The organism is Nocardioides sp. L-11A, assembly GCA_029961745.1.
In the GTDB taxonomy this organism is placed as follows: domain Bacteria; phylum Actinomycetota; class Actinomycetes; order Propionibacteriales; family Nocardioidaceae; genus Nocardioides.
In genome coordinates, this window is sequence record CP124680.1 from 4067815 (window position 1) to 4089204 (window position 21390).

At 72.3% G+C, this 21390-nt stretch carries 24 protein-coding genes and 2 tRNA genes; 12 read left to right on the plus strand and 14 right to left on the minus strand.

Annotation, left to right across the window (positions count from 1 at the left end; translation table 11 throughout):
* Positions 1–5: 5 nt before the first annotated feature.
* Complete coding sequence (locus tag QJ852_19555; protein WGX95342.1) at positions 6–740, minus strand: thioredoxin domain-containing protein; 735 nt, start codon at positions 738–740, stop codon at positions 6–8.
* Complete coding sequence (locus QJ852_19560) at positions 740–1243, minus strand: MauE/DoxX family redox-associated membrane protein (protein ID WGX95343.1); 504 nt, start codon at positions 1241–1243, stop codon at positions 740–742. The genes QJ852_19555 and QJ852_19560 overlap by 1 nt, the downstream gene beginning before the upstream one ends.
* A 94-nt stretch (positions 1244–1337) precedes the next feature.
* Here QJ852_19560 and orn point away from each other — a divergent pair, with 94 nt between their 5' ends.
* From orn to QJ852_19575, 3 genes are all read left to right on the plus strand, one after another.
* Positions 1338–1955, plus strand: a complete 618-nt coding sequence (gene orn / locus QJ852_19565) for an oligoribonuclease (GenBank protein WGX95344.1) — start codon at positions 1338–1340, stop codon at positions 1953–1955.
* Positions 1956–2022: 67 nt separating this feature from the next.
* Positions 2023–2098: transfer RNA gene (locus tag QJ852_19570), tRNA-His, on the plus strand.
* A 254-nt stretch (positions 2099–2352) separates the two neighbouring features.
* A complete protein-coding gene (locus QJ852_19575; protein ID WGX95345.1) occupies positions 2353–2958 on the plus strand; it encodes a helix-turn-helix domain-containing protein in 606 nt (201 codons plus the stop codon).
* A 149-nt stretch (positions 2959–3107) separates the two neighbouring features.
* Here QJ852_19575 and QJ852_19580 read toward each other — a convergent pair whose 3' ends face one another.
* Positions 3108–3899, minus strand: coding sequence for a nucleotidyltransferase domain-containing protein (locus QJ852_19580; GenBank protein WGX95346.1), 792 nt, complete (start codon positions 3897–3899; stop codon positions 3108–3110).
* 106 nt (positions 3900–4005) lie between these two features.
* On the opposite strand from QJ852_19580, the gene QJ852_19585 reads away from it, so the two are divergent.
* Positions 4006–4866 (plus strand): bifunctional helix-turn-helix transcriptional regulator/GNAT family N-acetyltransferase, encoded by an 861-nt coding sequence (locus QJ852_19585; GenBank protein ID WGX95347.1) that lies wholly within the window; start codon positions 4006–4008, stop codon positions 4864–4866.
* Positions 4867–4879: 13 nt separating this feature from the next.
* Here QJ852_19585 and QJ852_19590 read toward each other — a convergent pair whose 3' ends face one another.
* Positions 4880–5833 carry a pirin family protein gene (locus QJ852_19590; GenBank protein WGX95348.1) on the minus strand — a complete coding sequence of 318 codons (954 nt, stop codon included), beginning with the start codon at positions 5831–5833 and terminating at the stop codon, positions 4880–4882.
* Between the two features lie 89 nt (positions 5834–5922).
* Here QJ852_19590 and QJ852_19595 point away from each other — a divergent pair, with 89 nt between their 5' ends.
* The 5 genes from QJ852_19595 (at position 5923) to QJ852_19615 (ending at position 10831) form a co-directional block, all read left to right on the plus strand.
* Positions 5923–7497 carry an NAD(P)/FAD-dependent oxidoreductase gene (locus tag QJ852_19595; protein ID WGX95349.1) on the plus strand — a complete coding sequence of 525 codons (1575 nt, stop codon included), beginning with the start codon at positions 5923–5925 and terminating at the stop codon, positions 7495–7497.
* Positions 7498–7570: 73 nt separating this feature from the next.
* Positions 7571–7643: transfer RNA gene (locus QJ852_19600), tRNA-Lys, on the plus strand.
* A 65-nt stretch (positions 7644–7708) separates the two neighbouring features.
* The gene (locus tag QJ852_19605) at positions 7709–8551 is read left to right on the plus strand and encodes a glycerophosphodiester phosphodiesterase family protein (protein WGX95350.1); all 843 of its coding nucleotides are present in this window, start codon (positions 7709–7711) and stop codon (positions 8549–8551) included.
* Between the two features lie 42 nt (positions 8552–8593).
* On the plus strand, positions 8594–10036 hold the full coding sequence (locus tag QJ852_19610) for a serine/threonine-protein kinase (GenBank protein ID WGX95351.1): 1443 nt from the start codon (positions 8594–8596) through the stop codon (positions 10034–10036).
* 84 nt (positions 10037–10120) lie between these two features.
* Complete coding sequence (locus QJ852_19615; protein WGX95352.1) at positions 10121–10831, plus strand: GAF and ANTAR domain-containing protein; 711 nt, start codon at positions 10121–10123, stop codon at positions 10829–10831.
* Between the two features lie 2 nt (positions 10832–10833).
* Here the strand turns inward: QJ852_19615 and QJ852_19620 are convergent, their stop codons facing one another.
* On the minus strand, positions 10834–11001 hold the full coding sequence (locus QJ852_19620; GenBank protein ID WGX95353.1) for a hypothetical protein: 168 nt from the start codon (positions 10999–11001) through the stop codon (positions 10834–10836).
* A 129-nt stretch (positions 11002–11130) separates the two neighbouring features.
* Here QJ852_19620 and QJ852_19625 point away from each other — a divergent pair, with 129 nt between their 5' ends.
* Positions 11131–11556 carry an SRPBCC domain-containing protein gene (locus tag QJ852_19625; GenBank protein WGX95354.1) on the plus strand — a complete coding sequence of 142 codons (426 nt, stop codon included), beginning with the start codon at positions 11131–11133 and terminating at the stop codon, positions 11554–11556.
* 236 nt (positions 11557–11792) lie between these two features.
* On the opposite strand, the gene QJ852_19630 is transcribed toward QJ852_19625, so the two are convergent.
* Genes QJ852_19630 through QJ852_19670 form a run of 9 tightly spaced genes read right to left on the minus strand, consistent with a single transcriptional unit; the run spans position 11793 to position 19469 of the window.
* A complete protein-coding gene (locus QJ852_19630) occupies positions 11793–12872 on the minus strand; it encodes a WYL domain-containing protein (GenBank protein WGX95355.1) in 1080 nt (359 codons plus the stop codon).
* Positions 12869–13843, minus strand: coding sequence for a WYL domain-containing protein (locus QJ852_19635; GenBank protein ID WGX95356.1), 975 nt, complete (start codon positions 13841–13843; stop codon positions 12869–12871). The genes QJ852_19630 and QJ852_19635 overlap by 4 nt, the downstream gene beginning before the upstream one ends.
* 51 nt (positions 13844–13894) lie before the next feature.
* Complete coding sequence (locus QJ852_19640) at positions 13895–16354, minus strand: penicillin acylase family protein (protein WGX95357.1); 2460 nt, start codon at positions 16352–16354, stop codon at positions 13895–13897.
* Positions 16355–16406: 52 nt separating this feature from the next.
* On the minus strand, positions 16407–16730 hold the full coding sequence (locus QJ852_19645; GenBank protein ID WGX95358.1) for a co-chaperone GroES: 324 nt from the start codon (positions 16728–16730) through the stop codon (positions 16407–16409).
* 28 nt (positions 16731–16758) lie between these two features.
* Positions 16759–17007: a DUF3618 domain-containing protein gene (locus QJ852_19650; protein WGX95359.1), complete on the minus strand. Its 249-nt coding sequence runs from the start codon at positions 17005–17007 to the stop codon at positions 16759–16761.
* The gene (locus QJ852_19655) at positions 17004–17774 is read right to left on the minus strand and encodes an ABC transporter ATP-binding protein (protein ID WGX95360.1); all 771 of its coding nucleotides are present in this window, start codon (positions 17772–17774) and stop codon (positions 17004–17006) included. The genes QJ852_19650 and QJ852_19655 overlap by 4 nt, the downstream gene beginning before the upstream one ends.
* A complete protein-coding gene (gene cbiQ / locus QJ852_19660) occupies positions 17771–18475 on the minus strand; it encodes a cobalt ECF transporter T component CbiQ (protein ID WGX95361.1) in 705 nt (234 codons plus the stop codon). The genes QJ852_19655 and cbiQ overlap by 4 nt, the downstream gene beginning before the upstream one ends.
* An 11-nt stretch (positions 18476–18486) precedes the next feature.
* Complete coding sequence (locus QJ852_19665; protein ID WGX95362.1) at positions 18487–18786, minus strand: PDGLE domain-containing protein; 300 nt, start codon at positions 18784–18786, stop codon at positions 18487–18489.
* Entirely contained in the window at positions 18783–19469 is a 687-nt protein-coding gene (locus tag QJ852_19670; protein WGX95363.1) for an energy-coupling factor ABC transporter permease, read from the minus strand. The genes QJ852_19665 and QJ852_19670 overlap by 4 nt, the downstream gene beginning before the upstream one ends.
* Before the next feature lie 139 nt (positions 19470–19608).
* Between QJ852_19670 and bcp the strand changes: the two genes are divergently transcribed.
* Together bcp and QJ852_19680 are read left to right on the plus strand one after the other, a co-directional pair.
* Positions 19609–20103: a thioredoxin-dependent thiol peroxidase gene (bcp, locus tag QJ852_19675; GenBank protein WGX95364.1), complete on the plus strand. Its 495-nt coding sequence runs from the start codon at positions 19609–19611 to the stop codon at positions 20101–20103.
* A 21-nt stretch (positions 20104–20124) separates the two neighbouring features.
* Positions 20125–21387 carry a hypothetical protein gene (locus QJ852_19680; protein ID WGX95365.1) on the plus strand — a complete coding sequence of 421 codons (1263 nt, stop codon included), beginning with the start codon at positions 20125–20127 and terminating at the stop codon, positions 21385–21387.
* Positions 21388–21390 lie beyond the last annotated feature (3 nt).

A 21390-nucleotide genomic window follows, 5' to 3' on the forward strand; every position in this document is an offset into this window, starting at 1 on the left:
CCCGGTCACCCGAGTTCGGCGACCAGGTTCTTGGCGAGGTCCTGGATGGTGCGGCCGTCCTGGTAGACCTCCCCGTCGAGCAGGACGGTGGGCGTGCCCCGGATGCCGGCCTTGTCGGCCTCGGCGGTGGCTGCGGTCACCCAGTCCTTGTGGGAGACGCTCTCGATGCCGTCACGGACGTCGCTCTCGGTCGCGCCCGCCTCGACGGCGAGGTCGACGAGGTCGTCGTCGCTGACCGAGTCGGGCGCCTCCTCGGAGGGCTGGTTCTCGTAGAGCAGGTCGTGGAACTTCTTCGCGACCTCGGGCCCGGACTTCTCCAGCACCAGCGCGAAGGCGCTGGCCGCGCGGATCGGGTAGTCGCCGAAGCTCTGGCTGAGCAGGTCGAACGGGCGGTACTCGACGAACACCTTGCCGTCGGCCGCCAGCTTCTCGAAGTCGGCGCGGGTCGCGGACTCCAGCTGTCCGCAGAAGGGGCACAGGAAGTCCTCGTAGACGATGACCGAGTGGGGTGCGTCGGGATCGCCGATGGTCACGCCGTAGTCGCTGGAGCCGGCACCGACCGCCTTGACCTCCTCCTTGTTGAGGACGCTCACGAGGATCGAACCGCCCACGATGAGCACCATGACGCCGAGCACGCCCACGATCGTGAAGATCCGGCGCCGGCTCTCGCGCTGAGCCTGCGCGGCCCGCTCTGCGGCGGCCTTCTCCGCCCGGGCCTTGGCCTTCGAGTTCGACGACATCAGTGCACGGCTCCTTCGGTGACGGCGGCCCGCTCGTCGGGCCCCGAGGTGAACAGTAGGGAATCGAGGGACAGTCGCGTCCGGCGCAGGAACGCGACGAGGAGGGAGGCGGCCAGCAGCGCGACGTCGCGGGCGATCTCCCACGGGTACGCCGACGCGGCGCCCGCCTTGGCTCCGCCGCCGCCGAAGCAGCCGCAGTCGATCTCGATGCCGCGCGCCCACACCGACGCGATGCCGACGATGAAGGCCGCGAACAGCAGGGCCGACACGACCGCGGCGCCCCGGGCGAACACACCCAGCACCAGCGCCAGGCCGACGACCAGCTCGACCGCGGGCAGCGCGAGGCCGACGACCTCGGCCACCGACGACGGCAGCAGCTGGTAGGCGCGCACGGCGTCGATGCTCGCGTCCGGCTCGGTGATCTTCAGCCCACCGGCGACGATCCACACGCCACCGGTCACCAGCCGGGCGACAAGACCCACCCAGGCCAGCGTCCCTCTCATGCCGGCGAGGCTAACCGTCCCCGCTGAGCGACTCCTGAGAAGCCGGCCACCAGTACCCCGCGCCGCGACGGCGTACGGCGTAGGGTGCAGGCTCGTGAACGAACGACTGGTCTGGATCGACTGCGAGATGACCGGCCTCGACCTGGGGGCCGACGCGCTCATCGAGGTCGCGGCGCTGGTGACGGACTTCGACCTCAACGTGCTCGGTGACGGCGTCGACGTCATCATCAAACCGCCCGCGGAGGCGCTGGACCAGATGATCGAGTTCGTGCGGAACATGCACGAGTCCTCGGGCCTGCTCGCCGAGCTCGAGAACGGCGTGACGCTGCAGGAGGCCGAGGAGCAGGTGATGGGCTACCTGCGCGAGCACTGCCCGCCCGACAGCCGGCCGCCGCTGGCCGGGAACTCGGTCGCGACCGACCGCGGCTTCGTCGCCCGCGACATGGCCGTGCTGGACGCCTTCCTCCACTACCGGATCGTCGACGTCTCCTCGATCAAGGAGCTCGCCAAGCGCTGGTTCCCGCGCTCCTACTTCAACGCGCCCACGAAGCGCGGCAACCACCGCGCCCTGGCCGATATCCAGGAGAGCATCGAGGAGCTGCGCTACTACCGCGACACGGTCTTCGTGCCGCTCCCTGGGCCCGACTCCGACGCGGCGAAGGAGGCCGCGGCGCGCCACGGGGGCTCGATCACCGGCCTCGGCACCCACTGAGCGGATACCGATTCCTCGTTCGGGGCCGCTTGCCTCTACACTCGTCCCCGGCTCTTCGAGAGCCGTGGTGGGTATAGCTCAGCTGGTAGAGCGCCGCGTTGTGGTCGCGGATGTCGCGGGTTCGAGTCCCGTTACTCACCCCACTCGGCAAGGCCCGGACTTCGGTCCGGGCCTTGCTCGTTTCTCCAGGCACACGCCGGCCGGCGTACGTCCTCCCGCCGCCCCGCGGGAGTGCTCCGGCACCGGGAGGCCGTGCCGGAGCGCGTGGCCCGTGTCCACGCCTCGTGCGAACTCCGCGACGACACCGACGAGCGCGGTGAGCGCTCGGCGCAGCGAGATCTCCGACGCAGACTTCACAGATCTGTATAGCATGGTCGGTACGGTAACATACAGATCTGTGAAGTCAGTGGACACCGGGAGGACGCCCGACGAGATCGTCCTGACGCCCGCAGCGCGCCGGATCCTCGACGTCGCCTCCGCCCTGTTCTACGCACGAGGGATCACCGCGGTGGGCGTCGACACCATCGCCGCGGAGTCGGGCGTCACCAAGCGCACGCTGTACGACCGGTTCGGATCCAAGGACGCGCTGGTGGCGAGCTGCCTGGACGAGCGCAACCGGCTCTGGTGGGCCCGCCTGGACGCCCGACTGGCCGAGCTCAGCGGCGAGCGGGTGCTCGCGGCCTTCGACTGCTACCTCGACACCCGCGACATCGACCGCGGCTGCGCCTTCCTCAACGCCGCCGCCGAGCTGCCGCGCGAGCACCCCGCGCACGTCCTCGCGCGAGCACACAAGCGCGCCGTCCGCGAACGGCTCGGCGAGCTCCTCGCACTGGACCACCCGGACCTCGAGGGGCGCGACGAGCTGGCCGAGCACCTCTTCCTGCTCCTCGAGGGCGCGGTCTCACAGCGGGGCCTCGACGACGACGACCGGCGGATGCGCACGGCGCGCGACCTCGCGGCTTCGCTGCTGCCGAGCGGTCGACCGGGATCCACCCAGGGGTGAACACGACGACTCCATGGCGGCAAGACAGGGCGCGCACCCACCAGGTGCGTCACGACCGCTGAGCCCACCGAGGCTCCTCCTGGAAGGCGAGACCTTGTCGTCGCGCCCACCGGAAGGCCCCGTTCCATGACGGTGAGCGTCCCTGTCCGTCAGCGCGGGGCCTCCGGCGCGACGACATCGCGCAGGTAGTCCTCGACCAGGCGCGCGGCGCGCTCATTGCGCCGCGGGGGCACGGCCAGGCGAGCGGTCCAGGCCCGGTAGAGGTCGACGCAGGCGACGAGCGCTGCGCCGGCCTCCGCGGCGTCGTACCCGCAGACCGTGGCCTCGAGGGCGCGCGCCCGGTCCGGAGCGAGCGTCTCCAACCGGCGTACGCCGCGGGGGGCCGCACCGCCGAGTGCAGCGGCCAGGGGTCCGTAGACGACCTCGCGCAGGAAGCCGAGGAAGCCGATCACCTCGAACAGCTCCCCGCGGGCGAGCTTCGTCGCGCCGTAGTGGATCCAGGTCCAGAACCTCTCCTCGACCCACGCGGCGTCGTACCCCTCCCCCGCGGCCGGCCGCGCCGCCAGGGCCCGGGTGAGGCTGCCGTCGCGCTCCCAGACGACGACCGGGTCGCCGACGCGGTCGCCGAGGTCGGAGATCCGTACGAACTTGAAGTCGACGTGCAGCAGCGGCGGGCCGACCAGCGCGATGATCAACCGTGGCTCCCCCACATGCTCGCCGGTGAACCCGTCGACCAGGGACGCCCAGGAGCCGATCAGACCGAGCCGGTCGGCCATCACCTCGTCGTACGCCTCGTCGCGCACGACGACGACGAGGTCGACATCGGAGTGCTCGTCCGCCGTCCCGTCCGCCATCGAGCCGGACAGCCCCAGTCCGAGCACCCGCTCGTCTCGCCGGATGGCGGCCGTCAGTCGTTCGAGAAGCTCGGTTTGCGCGTGCACGTCGTCGTCCTTGGGGTCTCATCGGATCGGTCCGGAAAAAGTGGAGCAACGTAGCACGCGAAGCGGCTCGGTCGACAGCGATAATTCTTCTGACTAAAGTCAGAGAATGCTTACGGACGTGCTGCGGCGTTTCAACCGGACCTACACCCAGCGGATCGGGGTGCTCGACGAGTCCTTCCTCGGCACCGGCCGGCCGCTCGCCGTGTCACGACTGCTCTTCGAGGTGGGCAGCGCGCCGGACGCGACCGTGCGCGCCCTGCGCGACCGGCTCGACCTCGACTCCGGTCACCTGTCCCGGATGCTGCGCCGACTCGAGGCCGACGGCCTGGTCGCGACGGTCCCCGACGAGGCCGACCGCCGTCGACGTCGGGTCCGGCTCACGCCCGCCGGACAGGAGGCGTACGACGACCTGGAGCGTCGCTCCGAGCAGCGGGCGGCGGAGCTCGTGGCACCCCTGACCGCCCGACAGCAGGAGCGCCTGGCCGACGCGCTGCGGACCGCCGACCTGCTGGTCCGCGCGGCGACGGTCCGGCTCGACGAGGTGCCGACCGACCACCCGCTGGCCCGGGAGGCGACGCGGCGCTACGTCGCCGAGCTCGATGCCCGCTTCCGGGGCGGCTTCGACCCGGGCGGACCGGACGCGCCCGAGCCGGGGGCGACGTACGTCCTCGCGACCTCGGCCGGCGAGCCGGTCGCCTACGGCGGCATCCGCCCGGTCCTCGACGACGGGACCGCCGAGATCAAGCGGATGTGGGTGCACGGCGAATGGCGCGGGGCCGGCCTGGGAGCGCGGATGCTGCGCCACCTGGAGGCACTCGCCGCCGCACAGGGTCGCCGTCGCGTCGTGCTCGACACGAACGGGACCCTGCTCGAGGCGATCGCGATGTACGAGCGGTCAGGCTACGAGCGGATCGAGCGCTACAACGACAACCGCTACGCCGAGGCGTTCTTCGCCAAGTCCCTGTGAGGCGGCCTTCGGCTCAGCCGCCGATCGGCAATCCGAACCGGCCCTTCTGGAAGTCCTCGTAGGCCGTCATCACCTCGGCCTTGGTGTTCATCACGAACGGGCCGGCCCAGGCGATCGGCTCCCGGATCGGGCGGCCGCCGACGACGATGACGTCGAGCTTCGGCGAACGGCTCTCCTGGGCGCCGTCGGCGGTGATCGTCAGGTAGTCGCCGGCACCGAGCACGGCGGTCTGGCCGGTGTGCACGGGACTCGGCTCGGTGGCGCCGACCGTCCCGGAGCCGTTGAGCACATAGACGAGCGCGTTGTAGTCGACGTCCCACGGCAGGTCGAGGCGGGCACCGGGCTCGATGCTGGCGTGCACGAGCGTCATCGGGCTGTACGTCGAGCCGGGGCCGGCGTGCCCGCCGACGCTACCCGCGATCACCCGGACCAGCGCGCCGGCGTCGTCACTGGTGAGCAGCGCGACCTCGCCGGAGCGGATGTCCTGGTAGCGCGGGTCGTTCATCTTGTCGGTCTTGGGCAGGTTCACCCAGAGCTGGATGCCGTGGAACAGACCGCCGGCCTGGACCAGCCACTCGGGCGGCGTCTCGATGTGCAGCAGCCCGCTGCCAGCGGTCATCCACTGGGTGTCGCCGTTGGTGATGGTGCCGCCGCCCCCGTGACTGTCCTGGTGGTCGAAGACGCCGTCGATGATGTAGGTGACGGTCTCGAAGCCGCGGTGCGGGTGCCACGGGGTGCCCTTGGGCTCACCGGGCGCGTATTCCACCTCGCCCATCTGGTCCATCATGATGAACGGGTCGAGATGGCGCAGGTCGATGCCGGCGAAGGCGCGGCGCACCGGGAAGCCCTCCCCCTCGTAGCCCTGGGGCGCGGTCGTCACCTGCCACACCGGGCGGGGCTGGTCCCCGAGCCCCGGCGCCTTCAGGCGCGACAGGACGGTCAGGTCGTCGACGGTGATGGCGGGCATCTCATCCACCTCCAGGTGGCTGGTCGGATTGGTTGCCATGTCAACCATAACCCACCGCGGAGCATTCCCCCACCCCTAGAGTGCGAGCCATGACCCGGGGGAACTACGACGTCGTCATCGTCGGTGCCGGCCACAACGGCCTGACCGCGGCGGCCTACCTGGCCCGTGCCGGACTCTCGGTCCTGGTGCTCGAGCGGCTCGGCAGGGTCGGCGGCGCCGCGGTCTCCGCGCCGGCCTTCCCCGGCTTCCCGACCCGGCTCTCGCGCTACTCCTACCTGGTCTCGCTCCTGCCCGACCGGATCGTGGCCGACCTCGGCCTCGACCTCGCACTGGTGAGCAGGCCGACGGCGTCGTACTCGCCGACGGTGCGTGACGGCCGACCCACCGGACTGCTGGTCGAGCGCATCGAGGGGGCCGCCACCCGAGCCTCCTTCCGCGAGCTGACCGGCAGCGACGACGAGTACGACGCCTGGCGGGCGTTCTACGCGGGCGTGGCGACCCTCGCCCGGGCCGTGGCGCCCACCCTGACCGAGCCGCTGGCCACCGACGCGGCGCTGCGCGCCCAGGTCGACCCGGAGATCTGGCGCGACGTCGTGGAACAGCCGATCGGCGTCGCCATCGCCCGCCGGTTCCGCGACGATCTGGTCCGCGGCGTCGTCGGCACCGACGCGCTGATCGGGACCTTCGCGTCGCTGCACGACCGCTCCCTGGCCCAGAACCGCTGCTTCCTCTATCACCTCATCGGCAACGGGACCGGCGAGTGGCGGGTGCCGGTGGGCGGGATGGGCGCCGTCACCGACGCGCTGGCGCGCGCCGCGACCGAGGCGGGCGCCGAGATCGTGACCGGGGCCGGCGTCAGCACCATCCGGCCCCTCGGCGGTGCGGCCGCGCCGGTCGAGGTCCGCTGGCACGACGGCGCCCGCGAGCACACCGTCGAGGGATCGTTCGTCCTGGCGAACGTCGCGCCCTGGGTGCTGCGGATCCTCCTCGGCGAGGAGGAGGACCCCGTCAGCAAGCCGCAGGGCGCCCAGCTCAAGGTCAACCTCCTGCTCTCCCGGCTGCCCCGGTTGCGGTCCGGCATCGACCCGGAGGTCGCCTTCGCCGGCACCCTCCACCTCGCCGAGACCGCCTCCGACCTGGAGGTCGCCTGGGCCGCGGCCCAGCGCGGCGAACTCCCCGACCCGTTGCCCGGCGAGGTCTACTGCCACTCGCTCACCGACCCGAGCATCCTCGGCGACGTCCCGCCCGGCACCCACACCCTGACCTACTTCGGCCTCCACACCCCGGCCCGTCTCTTCGACGCCGATCCGGACCGCATGCGCGAGGAGGCGGTCCGCCGGGCGATCGCCTCCCTCGACGCCGTGCTCGAGGACCGGCTCGAGGACGTCGTGCTGCGCGCGCCCGACGGCACCCCCTGCATCGAGGCCAAGATCCCCCAGGACATCGAGGCGGACCTCGCCATGCCGGGCGGTCACATCTTCCACGGGGACCTCGAGTGGCCCTGGGCTCCCGCCCGTGCCCGGCTGGAGAGCCCCGCCGAGCGGTGGGGCGTGCAGACCGGTTACCCCGGCGTCCTCCTGTGCGGCTCGGGGGCCCGACGGGGCGGCGCGGTGTCGGGACTCGGCGGGCACAACGCGGCACGGGCGGTGCTCGAGTCCCGCTGAGGGCGCCGGGGCCGTCGGCGATTTCACCCGGATCGGCGTACGCTGGTAATGTTCCATCTCGCGTTCGACGCAGGCGCCATTAGCTCAATTGGCAGAGCAGCTGACTCTTAATCAGCGGGTTCGGGGTTCGAGTCCCTGATGGCGTACCGCACAGAAGGGCCCGGTCCACGACCGGGCCCTTCTGCATGTCCGCCGACCGCCGAAGGAACCCGTGCGCACCACCTCCCTGCTCGTCGCCGTCGTGCTGGCACTCGGCATCCTCGGCTCCGCCCCGAGCATGGCTCGGGCCGAGGCGACGCAGGACACAGCAGGTACGGCGCCGGCCGGGGTCCGCACCTTCGAGGCGGTGGCTCACCGGGGCGCGATCGGACGCCACCGCACCGAGAACGGCCTGCGGTCGCTGCGCCACGCCGCCGCGCTCGGAGCGGACCGGGTCGAGCTCGATGTCCGGCCGACCGCAGACGGTCGCCTGGTCGTGATGCACGACGCCCGACTCGATCGGACGACGGACTGCAGGGGTCGGGTCAGCGCCTGGACCCTGGCCCGGATCCAGCGGTCCTGCCGGCTCCGCGACGGCAGCGACGTCCCCTCACTGGAGCTCTACGTCACCGAGGCTCGCCGACTCGAGGTCGGCCTGCTCATCGAGCTCAAGCAGGCGCCCGGTTGGCGGCACAAGACCTGGCGGTACCTGCGCGAGACCGTCGATGCGCTCCACGACGCCGACCGAGTGCGACTGCTGTCATTCCACCCGGCGCTGCTACGCCGGGCCGCCAAGGCGCTCCCCGACACCTCGACGGTCTGGATCGCGCACCACTTCCGGCCCAACATCCGACAGGTCGCCCGGATCGCCGACGGAGTGTCGATCGACGCGCGGTTCGTGACGCCGCGCCTGGTCAGGCGGTTGCAGGTCGCTGGGCTCCTCGTCCTCGGGCAGGTCTCCAATCGGCGTAGCGACTGGCAGCGGTATCTGCACGCGGGCGTCGACAGCGGCAGCACCGACCGCATCGCCGGCCTGGTCACGTGGCGGCACCGACGCCAACCCGCCGCCGACTGACCTGCCATCGCCGCGGCGCCCGATCTCACTACGATTCTCGACGTGGATCCGACCCAGCACGCCCTCCTCCTGCCCGGCGTGGAGCTGCTCGAGCAGATCGGCCACGGCGGCTTCGCCACGGTGTGGCGCGGACGGCAGCTCGCGGTCGACCGCGACGTGGCCGTCAAGATCGACAACCGGGTGCTCGACCAGGACAGCAACCGGCGGCGGTTCGTGCGCGAGGCGACGGCCGTCAGCAGGATCAGCGGGCACCCGCACGTGGTCTCGCTGATCGACGTCGGCGTCACCCGGGACAACCGGCCCTACCTGGTGATGGAGCTGTGCGCGCACGGCAGCCTGGCGTCGTACCTGACCCGGCACGGGCCCCTGCAGGTGCCCGAGGCGATCGAGGTCGGCCTCGCCGTCACCAGCGCCCTCGCCGCCGCCCACGAGGCCGGGATCCTGCACCGCGACATCAAGCCCGGCAACATCCTGATCGACGCGTGGGGCACCCCCCGGCTCTCCGACTTCGGCCTGGCGGCGCTCCCCCAGCCGGGACGCGATCCGTCGGTCAGCCTCGAGGCGCTGACCCCGGCGTACGCCTCGCCGGAGGCATTCTCGTTCTCGGCCCCCACGCCCCAGTCCGACGTGTTCTCGATGGGCGCCACCCTGCATGCGATGATCTCCGGCGCATCGCCGCGGCGCTCGACGGACGGCAGTCCGGTCCCCATCGACCAGGTGCTGGCCAGCCTGCGCGCGGAGTTCCCCGACCCGGGCCTGCCCGGCAGCGAGCAGCTGATGCAGGTGATCCGGGTCGCCACGGCGTACGACGCCGCCGACCGCTACCCGTCCGCGCGAGAGCTGCACGACGCGCTGCGCGAAATCCGGACCGACGGCGCGGGCGGCGGCGGGGTCGTCATCGGCGGTCCCGAAGCCAGCTTCACGCAACTGCGCCCGCCGCCCCCGCCTCCCGCTCCCCGCTCCACCGGGAGCCCCCGGCGGCGCTGGCCGCTCGCCCTCGCGGCCGCGGTGGCCGGCCTCGGCCTCGGTGGCCTCGGCGGCGTCCTGCTCGCGCCCGACGGCGCCGCCCCCTCGGCCGGTGCCCACCCGGACGCGGCGGGTGGCGTGTCGGCCGACGGCGACCCCGCGGACGGCGACGCCGTCGACCCGATGATCGGGGCGCCCGAGCTCGGCTCGTGCTACAGCGGGGTGCAGCAGCTGGGCCAGGCGCTGAGCGCCACGAAGGGCGAGTGCACCCAGAGCAACTGGTTCACCTTCGCGGTGGGACAGCTCGCCGACGCGACGACGGACGTGACCACCGACGCCGTCGACGCGGACGGTGAGGCCCGGGCGACCTGCACCGCCGAGACCCTGCGTGCCTACGACGCCGACACCGGCGGCACCCGCCCCGAGGGTGAGTACGACGTGTTCGTGCTGCCACCGAGCGGTACGGCGTACGTCCAGGGCCAGCGCTGGTTCGCCTGCCTGGCACGCCTGACCTCCTGAGGCGACGCCGGCCGCTCCGGACATCGGTCTGACCGCCTGCCCACCGGGTACCACGGGGCGCCCGAAGCCAGGAGGTATCTCCGCATGCTCCACGACCGCAGCAGCGTCGCCGCCGCGCTGACCGAGGCGGCCCTGACCATCAACAGCCACCGCTCCCTCGACGACACGCTCGACGCCATCGTCCGCGCCGCCCAGGAGACCGTGCCCGGGTTCGAGCACGTCGGCATCTCGATCACCCACGGCGACCGGCGGATCGAGACCCGGTCCGGGACCGGGCCACTGGTGTGGGAGATCGACGAGCTCCAGTACAAGCTCGGCGAGGGGCCGTGCTACGACGCGATCCGCACCGGCGGCGTCACGATCATGGAGGACATCGCGACCGAGCAGCGCTGGCCGCGGTACGTCGACGAGGCGGCCCGGCGCGGCCTGCACGCCCAGATGGGACTCCAGCTCTACAGCGAGGACGGCGCCCTCGGCGGCCTCAACTTCTACTCCTGGGAGCCGGGCATCGACCCCGACGCCGTCCAGCTCGCCGAGCTCTTCGCCGCCCACGCGTCGATCGCCCTGGGCCGGGCCAAGCACGAGCATCAGCTCAACGAGTCGGTCACGACCCGCCAGGCGATCGGCACCGCGGTCGGGATCATCATGGAGCGCTACCGGATCCCGGAGGAACGGGCGTTCCGGTTCCTCGTGCGTGCCAGCAGCACGGGCAACGTCAAGCTCCGCACGATCGCCCAGGAGGTCGTCGACACCGCGAGCCGCGACTACGCCGCACCGCCGGCCGAGGGCGGCTGAGGTCAGGCCTCGGCCGCGAGGACCTGGTCGGCCGGGACCCACTGGGTGTGGACGCGGCCGTCGGCCTCGTAGGTGACCAGTGCTCGGGCCCGGCTGCGGTCCCACTTGAGGACCAATCCGGGAACGGACGGACCGTCGACGGTGATCTGGACGTCGACCTGTTCGGTCATGGCGGGCTCCTGCGGTGCTGCGGGGTCGACCGACCCCCGTGGCAGCCCGCGTCTTGAGCAGCGCGATCCACCCTACCGTCAGGGTCGGCGGGGCCGGATGCCGGGATCGCGGCCGGGTAACGCTCGAGGATGGAGACATCGACGGCAAGCGCACGCGTGCAGGTCTCGGCCTCCCCCGCCCAGGTGTGGCGGGCACTGACCGAGCCCGAGCAGATCAAGTCCTACTTCTTCGGCGCCGAGGTGGACACGACCTGGGAGCCCGGGTCGCCGATCACCTGGCGCGGCGAGTACGACGGCCGCCCGTACCAGGACAAGGGCGAGGTGCTGGAGGTCGCGCCCGAGCAGCTGCTCGTGGTCACCCACTACAGCCCGCTGTCCGGCCGGCCGGACATCCCGGAGAACTATCACCGCGTGGCCTGGCGGCTCGAGGACGACGGCGACCACACGGACGTCACCGTCGAGCAGTCGCTCACCGGGGACGAGGACGAGGCTCCCGCCCGCGAGAACTGGACCAACGTCCTGCGCCAGCTCAAGGAGCACGTCGAACGGGGCTGATCTCCCCCTCACGGCCCCACCGCCGCTTGTAACTAAGGGTTACAGCACGAAATTCGGTGCAATAGCGCCCGGGTAGTAGCCACAACACCCTGGTAGGTGCGCGGGGACCGGCGCGGGTGCCGGCGTACGTCGATTCGCCGTGTCCACCGCGACTACCCGGGCGTTGTGACCACTACCCGGGCGCTATTGCGGTGGATAACGTGACGTAACCCTTAGTTACAAGGCGCCGCGCGCCGTCACGCCGGGTGGGGGCCGGAGGTGTGGTGCTGGAGCAGCTCGCCGGCGAGGACGACGCCGGCGCGGTCGAGCTCGGGAGGGTCGAGGACGGTCGCGGTAGGGCCGGCGGTGAGCAGCAGCCGGCCGATCCGGTCCTCGACCGGCGGGAGCAGGTCGAGGTCGACGACGACATCCTGCTCGTCGTCCTCGACGAAGCCGACCTGCTCGGCGTAGAAGTCGGCCACCCAGCGCGACTCCTGCGGCAGCAGCACCCGGACCCGCGTCGTCGCGCGCTGGCGGGCCAGCAGGTCGTCGACGTCGTCGGGTACGACGAACGTGCGGTCCAGCACCTCGACCGAGCGGATGTTGGAGATCAGGTAGGTGCGGATCCGGCCCTGGTCATCGACCGGGCCGGCGTCCACCTCCCAGCCCCGCCGGGTCTGCACGAGCCGCCAGGGCTCGATCTCCCGCTCGGTGACGCCCGGCTCCCAGGCGCGCGAGTAGACGATCCGCACGACGCGGCCCTCGCCCTGGGCGCGGCGCAGGCGGGGCAGCAGTGCGTCCGGTGCCGTCGCACCGGCGGGCCGGCCGCCGGACCCGTCGGCAGCCACGCCGGCCACCTCCCCCGCTGCGTCGCCCACCGACTCCATCGGCTCCACCGGCTCCACCGGCTCCACCGGCTGCCCGAAGAGCGTCTCGGCCAGGACGTCGAGGGCCTCGGCGAGCTCGGCGTTGTCGGGCTCGATCTCCAGCAGCGCCTGGCCCGCGGCGTGGACGCGGCCCAGCTCGCCGGCGTCGACGTACTCGACACCGAGGTCGATCGGGCTCTCCGCGACGAGCCGGACGACCTCCGCGGTGCCCGGGTCCTCGGCGTCGCCGTCGGGGCCGAGGAACTCCAGCACCTCGGGCCGCGAGAGCAGCCACTCGCCGCCGATGTCGGCGGTGTAGAAGGCCAGCAGGTCCTGGCGCAGCTCGGCGACCGAGGTGTCGAAGGCCGCGGCGAGGTCGCGCAGGGCGATCCCGTCGGGGCTGGCCGCGAGCCGGGCGAACACCTCGGGCAGCCGGGCGATCCGGCTGACGTACTTCGGGACGTCGCTCACCGGCCGGTCTCCGTTCCGCGGGCGGCGCCCAGGAAGGCCACCAGGTCCGCCTGGGCCTGCGCGGGACCGTCGATCCGGACCCGGTCGTCGAGCTCGACCAGCCGCGCGTGGAGCGCGGCGCGATGGGTCACGCGGTAGCGCAGCAGCACATCGTCGCCGTCGGCCTCGACCCCGAGGGGCTCGCCGAGCCAGCGGCGTACGTCGGGCGCGTAGCCGGCCGGCGCCCGGAGGGTCACCTCGACCGGCGGGTCGATCTCCCAGGACATCGGGTGCAGCTCCGGGTGGCGCACCTGCGGCGGCGGCTGGGCGCTGCGGGCCTCGCCCGATGCGACGCCGAGCATCCGGGAGACGACGAAGGTCTTCACGATCGGCCCGTCCGCGGCGTCGAGATCGCCGTCCTCGATGCCGCGGAGGTACCAGACGCCGTCCTGGTTGCGGACCGACGCGGGGTGCACCACGCGTGGGGACCCCTTGTAGCCGAAACGCAGCACCCGCTGGTCACGGACCGCGTCGACCACCGCCCCCAGCGCCGCCGGCGCGGCCACCTGCACGGCAGCCGGGACGGAGGCACCCGAGACACCCGAGCCACCCGACTCGGCCGGGGTCGCCGCGTCGTCGTCGGTCAGGCCGAGCCGCTGGGCGAGGTCGCCGCGGTCGGCGAGCAGCACCGCGCGCCGCAGCGCGGCCTGCTGGCCGAGGGTGAGGCGCACCCGCAGGCGGTTGTCGACGGTCGTCATTCGGTAGACCGCGGGCGAGCCCGCCGGTGCGATGTTCTCGATCCGCCAGCCCTGCCGCTCGAGATGCCGGATCTCACGCTTGAGCTGATCATGGCCCTGCGACGCGGGGAACCCGGCGACCCGGTCGAGCCGCGCGGCGCTCACGCCGCCCTGGGGGTAGGCCTGGAGCACGGCGGCGATGCGCACGAGCCGCTCCATCGGTCCGCGCTGGTCCCGTCCCGGCACGCTGGCCACGCCTGCTCCTCCCGTCGGTCGCCGCTCGGTGTGTGAGCTCCCGGGCAGACGCTACTTGCCCCGCAGGACCACCGTCCGCACCAGGTCCCGGGCGATCTGCCGCTCGGTCCACGGGAAGCGCACCCACGACTCGGCCGAGAAGAGCCGGGTCTGGTCGCGCGACCACCGCGAGCCGGGATCCTCGTACTGCGAGTAGGTCAGGATGGTGCGCGCGTTGACCTTGCGCTTGCCGCGGAAGGCGATCGCCTGGATGTGCGAGGAGCCGTAGCTGACCGCCTTGTAGCGGTCTCCGTTCGCGGCCGGCGCGATCGACGCCAGGGCATTGGCGTTCCCGGCGAGGTCACCCTCGCCGCCACCGAGCGGGAAGGCGGGCGCGCCGCGGTCGCCGGCCACCTGGAGCGAGCCCCAGGTGGCGCCGAAGGGCACCCCCGCCGCACGTACGGCGTCGATGGCCGCCTTCATGGCGGCGACGACCGGCGGCCCGGTCCGCAGCTCCCGCGGGGTGTGGAAGGGATGGGCGGGGTCGAAGGGCACCTGCCACAGCTTCGACCCGGTCGGCGCCCGCTGCACGAAGGCCTCGAAGAGGTGGGTCCCGACCGAGGTGACGTCCGAGCGTCCGTCCCAGGCACGCAGCACCGCGCAGGCCTCGGTCTCCCCCGTTGCGGCGCACACGGCGTCGAGCCGGCCGTCGGCGCGCATCACCTCGGCGGCCCGCAGCCGGTTGGCGTACTCGTGGCCGCGCAGGGTCCTCGGGGTCTCCTTGCCGACCGCGAGACGGTCCAGGACGTACTGGGAGACCATCCGGGTCCGCATGGTGCGCTCGCACCGCTCGCACCCGATGATCGAGGGGTAGCCCTCCAGCCGGACCTTGTCGTTGGGCGTCCAGTAGGAGTCGTTCGCGTTCATCACCCAGTCGCGGCGTACGACGGCGGGCAGGTGCTGCGGTCCGAGGATCCCCGGCCGCTGGGCGTCCGCGTCGGCGCCCCAGGCGCAGCTGCTGTCGGCGAGGTTGCCGTTGAGGCCCGGCAGCCCGGCCACGGACTGGATCAGCCGCCCCACCACGGTCATGCACCGGTTGGCCAGGGCGTCGGTGACGTGCGGCACGACGCTGTGGTCGGCGTAGAGCACCTCGCCTCGGCGGTCGGCGGCCGTGGTGTTGACCCACGGCATCCCGCCGGCGGCGTCCTGACGGGCGAGCAGGTCACGGCTGCTCGTCGCGCGGCCCATCTCCAAGAAGGTGTCGATGGTCCGCAGCTGCTCGGCGTTGGCGTCCCGGATCGCCCAGAAGCTCAGCGGGGACCAGCCCATGAACTGCGCGGGGCTGTCGATGACGTAGCCCTGGGGCGTGCGGTACAGGTCCTCCTGGACCGTCCCGACCGAGCCGTCGGCGCGGCGCACCGGGATGTCGACCACCCGGCGCTCGGCCTTCTCGATCCCGCGGGGCGTCAGATAGCTGGTGCCGGGGCCGAGCGTGAGGTACTCGTACGGCGTGAACCGGTACGCCGTCGAGACGGTGTGGCTCCACGCGACGTCCTTGTTCCAGCCGATGTTGACGACCGGGGACCCGATCAGCGACCCGCCGGCGACGTCGTACTTCCCGGGGATCGTCAGGTGCTGCTGGGTGAACCGGTAGCGGCCGACCCACGGGAAGTGCGGGTTCCCCAGCAGCATGCCTCGCCCCGTGGAGCTGGCGTCGCCGCCGATGGCGGTGGCGTTCGACCCGAAGGCGGGATCGCGGCCGAGCGAGGCGAGCAACGCGTCGCGGTCCACCTGGGCGGCGTACGCCGGGATCTCGGCCTCCGTCCGCGGCAGGGACAGCGGGATGCCGAGGTCGGGCAGGCCCGGGTCCTGGAGGGTCGGCGGGTCCGCCTCGACGATCTCCTTGACGAACACGCCGGAGGAGGCGATCAGGTTGGCGAGGTAGACGCCGTACCAGAGGTCGAGCTCGGTGGCGTCGGGCACCAGCCACGCGGCTCCCCGGCAGGCCGGGTCGGTGACCTTGTTGGTGCGCAGCCAGCGGTTCACGCCGGCCGCGTAGCCGCGGACCAGCTTGCGGGCGCGCGTGCTCGGTCCGGCCGAGGAGGCGAGCAGGTCCTCAACCACCCTCCGGTTGCGCAGGTCGGTCACGAAGGCGTCGACCTGCAGGTTGCTCGCGTCCAGCGAGACCCCGTCGCGGTAGCGGCCCTCGGGACCGAGATGGAGCGAGCGCAGGCCCCGGGCGGTGAGCACCGTGTCGGCGAGATTGCAGATCGACGCGGCGGCGGCCGCGTAGCCGCTGCCGTAGCCGAGCGACGCCCACCCCTTGGCCACCACGTGCGGGATGCCGTGCTGGGTGATCGAGACCGTGGCCCGGTACTTGCCGGGTCGCGTCGGCTTCGTCGCGAGCTCATCGGGTACGACGGCCGGGACCGCCGCCGTCTCCGGTGAGCCGGCGCCGGCGGGACCCGCCACCGCCAGGGCGGGCAGCACGAGAGCGGCGGCGAGCAGGCTGAGCAGACGTGACGACCTCACACACGCCCAACGCCGGCGATGTGACCTGCGTTACGTCAGCCCCAGAGATGCCTCAGAGATACAGGCCCGCGGCCTCGTCGCCGAGTCGCTCGGCGGCGACCGCGTGGATGTCGCGCTCGCGCATGACGACGTACACCTCGCCGGAGACCTCGACCTCGGCCTTGTCGTCGGGGTCGTAGAGCACCTTGTCGCCGGTCACGACCGAGCGGCAGTGCGGGCCGACCGCGACCACGCGCGACCAGGCCAGCCGGCGGGCGCCCATGGCAGCGGTCGCGGGGATGACGATGCCACCGGAGGAGCGACGCTCGCCGGCCTCGGTGTCGGCCTCGCACAGGATGCGGTCGTGCAGCATCTTGATGGGGGTCTTGTCGGACATGTGCGCCTTCAACCGCGGGCCGCGGGTCTCAGCGGGTGATCTTGCGCAGGACGGCGAACAGCGCGATCACACCGACGACGCCACCGACGGCCTTGAGGATGTTGTCGGTGCGCGGCTCCCCGGTCGCGGGGTCGACGAAGTGAGCCTTCACCTGCGCCACCTCCCGACCGACGATCGTCTTGGGGTGCGAGCGGTAGAGCAGCTGGTCGATCGTGCCCGCGAGGCGCTCACGGGCCTCCTCGATCTCACGCTCGATGTCAGAGGGAGTCTCACTCACCGGGGCAGGCTATCAACCGCGATCGAGCGCGGGTCGAAACCCCAGGGCAGTTCCAACCGGTGGGCACGCATCAGGGGCTCGTCGGTCAGCACGTCGTAGGTCCGGCCGTCGGCCACCACGCGGCCGTCGCTGAGCACCACCGAGCGGGGGCAGAGCTCCAGCGCGTAGGGCAGGTCGTGGGTGACCATCAGCAGGGTGACGTCGAGTCCGCGCAGGATGTCGGCGAGTTCGCGGCGCGACGCGGGGTCGAGGTTGGAGCTGGGCTCGTCCAGCACCAGGATCTCGGGCTCCATGGCCAGCACCGTCGCGACCGCGACCCGGCGGCGCTGGCCGAAGGAGAGGTGGTGGGGCGGCCGGTCGGCGAAGTCGGCCATGCCGACCCGGTCGAGCGCCTCCAGCACCCGCTGCTCGAGCGCGGCGCCCCTGAGGCCGAGATTGGCCGGCCCGAAGCCGACGTCGGCGCGGACCGAGCCCATGAACAGCTGGTCGTCGGGGTCCTGGAAGACCACGCCGACCCGGCGCCGGATCTCGAGCAGGTTCTTCCTGGTCACCGGTAGGCCGCTGACCGCGACGCTGCCCTCGCCGTGGCCGGTCTCGCCGGACAGGATCCCGTTGAGGTGCAGCACCAGCGTGGTCTTGCCGGCGCCGTTGGGCCCGAGCAGCGCGACCCGCTCGCCCTGGTGCACGTGGAGGTCGACGCCGAACAGCGCCTGATGCCCGTCGGGGTAGGCGAACGCCAGGTCGCGGATGTCGAGGACGGGCGTCATCGTCCGTCTCCGGGCAGTCGGCCGTCGTACCCGCGGGACAGCATCGCGAGGTGCACCCGCTCCCCCCTCTCGTAGGACCGCACGAACAGCGCTCCGAGGGTACGCGCCAGCGCCGGCCAGTGCCGCGGCGAGCGGGGGTCGACGCCACGCGAGCGCATGGCGGTGAGCATCCGGCCGAGGTCGCTGGTCACGACGTCGAGGTAGCGGATCATGAACCCCATGATCTGCACCAGCAGGTCAGGCAGCCGGAGCCGCTGCAGGCCGCGGAGCACGTCGGTCGGCTCGGTGGTCGCGGCGAGGGTCAGCGAGGCCAGCACGCCGAGGGTGCCCTTGACGGCCAGGCCCCAGGCGGCCATCAGGCCGGACTCCGACAGGGAGAGCTCCCAGCCGCCCAGCCCTGACCAACCCAGGGGTACGGCGACGCGCGGGCCCTCGGCGACGAACGGCATCAGCGCGGCGAACAGCAGGAAGGGCACCTCCACGACCATCCGCGGCAGCAGGTAGGTCAGCGGGACCCGGGCGAGAAGCACCACGCCGAGCAGCAAGGCGAGATAGCCGCCGAAGACGGGATACCACTCCCGGGGCGTCGCGACGACCGTCAGGACGAACCCGAGCAGCAGCAGGATCTTCAGGTGTGCCGGTGCCCGGTGCACCACGGAATGTCCGTGGAAGTGCAGCCGATGACCGTGCCCCGCGCCCATGCCGGCCCCCGTCACTCCTGCGGGGTGCGCCGGCGGAGCACCCAGAAGAGCCCGCCGCCGATGAGGAGCGTCAGGCCGACACCGGCGACGCCGGCAATGCCGCCGCTGAGCCGCTCGTCGTCGACCCCCTTGGTGCCGTAGTCGGCGAACGGACTGCCGGTGTCGACCGGGTCCTTCGCCGAGTCGCTGAAGCCGGTCTTCCCAGCGACGTACTCGAGGCCGTCGGGGTGGCTGCTGGCGTAGTAGCTGCCGACACCGGCGATGAGGAGGGCCACGAGCAGGCCGGCGAGCAGGAAGCGACGGCTCCTCATGCCGCGACCTCCCCGGTGCGCAGGGAGGTGCGTCGGGCCAGGCCGCGGGCGCCATGGACCAGGTCCGGGCGCGACGCGACGACCGCGCTGACCACGAGGCCGGTCACCACGGCCTCCCCGACGCCGATGACGGTGTGCCAGCCGACCATGGCGGTCAGCACCTTGCCGACCGACACGTCGGCGGTGCCGCCGACGGCGAAGAGCAGGGTGAAGACGGTGGCGGCGGCGGGGACGGACACCAGGGCTCCGAGGGCGGCGGCCACCGGCACCGAGCCGAGCCGGCGCGGGAGGACGGCGAGCACGAGCCGGAACACGGCGTACCCGACGAAGACGCCGACCAGGCCCATCAGCGTGATGTTGGTGCCGAGTGCGGTCAGGCCGCCGTCGGCCATGAACAGGCCCTGGACGAGCAGGACCACGCTGATGCACAGCGCCCCGGTCCACGGGCCCACCAGCACCGCCGCCAGCGCGCCGCCGAGGAGATGGCCGCTGGTGCCGGCTCCCACCGGGAAGTTGATCATCTGGCCCGCGAAGACGAAGGCGGCCACGAGGCCGGCCATCGGGGCGGTGCGGTCGTCGAGCTCGGCGCGCGCCCGGCGCAGGGCGATGCCGACGCCGGCCGCGGCGACGACGCCGGTCGCGACCGAGGTCGGGGCGTCGAGGAAGCCGTCCGGGACGTGCATGGTTGCTCCTGTACTCGGTCCGGTGTTCGGTCGTCGGCCACCGGGGTAGTTAGATGGTCACGAGCACTGACTCATTCTTCGGCCACTTTATTGCATTGCTGTTGCAACAGCATCTGTCCACCAGGAGAGTACGCATCCCATGAGCGACCAGGCCAGGCTGTCCGCCGGCGACCGTGCGCCGGACTTCTGCCTCGCGTCCGACCAGGACGGGGAGGTCGACCTCTACGACCTGCTGAAGCAGGGCCGGAAGGTGATCGTCTACTTCTACCCGGCGGCGATGACCCCGGGCTGCACCAAGCAGGCGTGCGACTTCACCGACTCCCTCGACGCGCTGCAGGCGGCGGGCTACACCGTCGTCGGCATCTCGAAGGACACCACGACCAAGCTGGCCAAGTTCCGCGAGCGCGACGGCCTCAGCATCACCCTGCTCTCCGACCCCGATCTGGCCGTCCACCGGGCCTACGGCGCCTACGGCGAGAAGAAGCTCTACGGCAAGGTCGTCGAGGGCGTCATCCGCTCGACCTTCGTCGTGGACACCGACGGCGGCATCGAGCTCGCGCAGTACAACGTCAAGGCGACCGGACACGTGGCGAAGCTCCGCAAGGATCTCGGCCTTCCCGTCCCGCCTGCCTGAACCGGATCCGAAGGACACCCGATGAAGCTGCACCAGTCCCTCGCCGAGCTCGCCTGCGACCACGGCTCGGCGCTGTTCCGCGACGCCGCGGCGTTCCGCGGCTCCCTCGACGACTACCTCGACGAGGGCCAGGCGTCCGGGGGCACCATCAACCTGCTCACCGACGCAGTGCGGCTCGGTGCCCTCGACGCACTCCTCTCGATGCTCGACAGCGGGGCCAACGCTGCCGACGCGGTCGAGTCGGCCGGACAGCGCCTGGCGCGCGACCGCGGCAGCGCCGACGTCCGCGGCTGCCAGTGGGCGGTCGCGGTGCTGGGCTACGCGCTGGGCCGGGTGCCCGAGCCGCTCGTCGCCGGCCTCGACCCCGACGCCGGCACGGCCGCGCCGCCGGGCTACGGGCCCGGTGGCACCGCGCCCACGCAGGCGCCGCTCACCTCGCCGGTGTCGTCCCCGATGAGCCCGCCGATGAGCCAGGGGGCCTCGCCGGCGCCGCCCCCGCAGCAGCCGGTCCCGCCGCAGCAGGCCGCCCCGTCGTACGCCGCCCCGGGCGCCCCCACGCCGCCGCCCCCGCCGCCGGGGGGCTGGTCCCAGCCGACGCCGCCGAAGAAGTCCCGCACCGGGCTGATCGTCGCGGCCATCGCCGTCGCCCTCGTGGTGGTCGTCGCCGGCATCATCGGCATCATCGCGGTCACCGGTCGCGACGACGACAAGTCGGCCGACGACCCGGCGTCGCAGACGACCGACCCGACCGACCCGACCGACCCCACCGACTCCACGGACCAGCCCACCGACGACGAGAGCACCCCGACCGACCTCGGCGGCCCGTCCGTCGCGGGCACCGGCTACGAGGCGCACCTGCCGAAGGGGTGGATCGACGGCACCGACGAGTTCACTGCGCAGAGTCCCGACGCGACCACCCTCGACCGGGTCTTCATCTGGGGCGCGACCTTCAACGCCGCACGCGGCAACGTGATCGTCGAGATCCAGTCGGCCTACGGCAGCACCGACCCGGCCGACATCAAGGACGAGTGGAAGAACGCGCTGACCGCCGGCGACGACACTGCGTTCACGACCGACATCGACGACACCACGATCGACGGGCAGACCGCGCTCGGCGTCGACATCAGCCGCACCAACGACAACGACGTCGACGTCGCCCAACGGTCCTACCTGGTGATCAGCGGCGACACGGCGTACTCGATCACCGTCTCACTCAAGGACGGCGACGACGACGTGCTCGACAGGTTCACCGAGATCCTCGGCGCCTGGCAGTGGACCGAGTGAGCT

Coding starts and splice junctions, on each gene's coding strand:
- QJ852_19555 (WGX95342.1), bottom strand. CDS start 740: ATGTCGTCGAACTCGAAGGCCAAGGCCCGGGCGGAGAAGGCCGCCGCA.
- QJ852_19560 (WGX95343.1), bottom strand. CDS start 1,243: ATGAGAGGGACGCTGGCCTGGGTGGGTCTTGTCGCCCGGCTGGTGACC.
- QJ852_19585 (WGX95347.1), top strand. CDS start 4,006: ATGCTTACGGACGTGCTGCGGCGTTTCAACCGGACCTACACCCAGCGG.
- QJ852_19590 (WGX95348.1), bottom strand. CDS start 5,833: ATGCCCGCCATCACCGTCGACGACCTGACCGTCCTGTCGCGCCTGAAG.
- QJ852_19595 (WGX95349.1), top strand. CDS start 5,923: ATGACCCGGGGGAACTACGACGTCGTCATCGTCGGTGCCGGCCACAAC.
- QJ852_19615 (WGX95352.1), top strand. CDS start 10,121: ATGCTCCACGACCGCAGCAGCGTCGCCGCCGCGCTGACCGAGGCGGCC.
- QJ852_19620 (WGX95353.1), bottom strand. CDS start 11,001: ATGACCGAACAGGTCGACGTCCAGATCACCGTCGACGGTCCGTCCGTT.
- QJ852_19625 (WGX95354.1), top strand. CDS start 11,131: ATGGAGACATCGACGGCAAGCGCACGCGTGCAGGTCTCGGCCTCCCCC.
- QJ852_19645 (WGX95358.1), bottom strand. CDS start 16,730: ATGTCCGACAAGACCCCCATCAAGATGCTGCACGACCGCATCCTGTGC.
- QJ852_19655 (WGX95360.1), bottom strand. CDS start 17,774: ATGACGCCCGTCCTCGACATCCGCGACCTGGCGTTCGCCTACCCCGAC.
- cbiQ (WGX95361.1), bottom strand. CDS start 18,475: ATGGGCGCGGGGCACGGTCATCGGCTGCACTTCCACGGACATTCCGTG.
- QJ852_19665 (WGX95362.1), bottom strand. CDS start 18,786: ATGAGGAGCCGTCGCTTCCTGCTCGCCGGCCTGCTCGTGGCCCTCCTC.
- QJ852_19670 (WGX95363.1), bottom strand. CDS start 19,469: ATGCACGTCCCGGACGGCTTCCTCGACGCCCCGACCTCGGTCGCGACC.
- bcp (WGX95364.1), top strand. CDS start 19,609: ATGAGCGACCAGGCCAGGCTGTCCGCCGGCGACCGTGCGCCGGACTTC.
- QJ852_19680 (WGX95365.1), top strand. CDS start 20,125: ATGAAGCTGCACCAGTCCCTCGCCGAGCTCGCCTGCGACCACGGCTCG.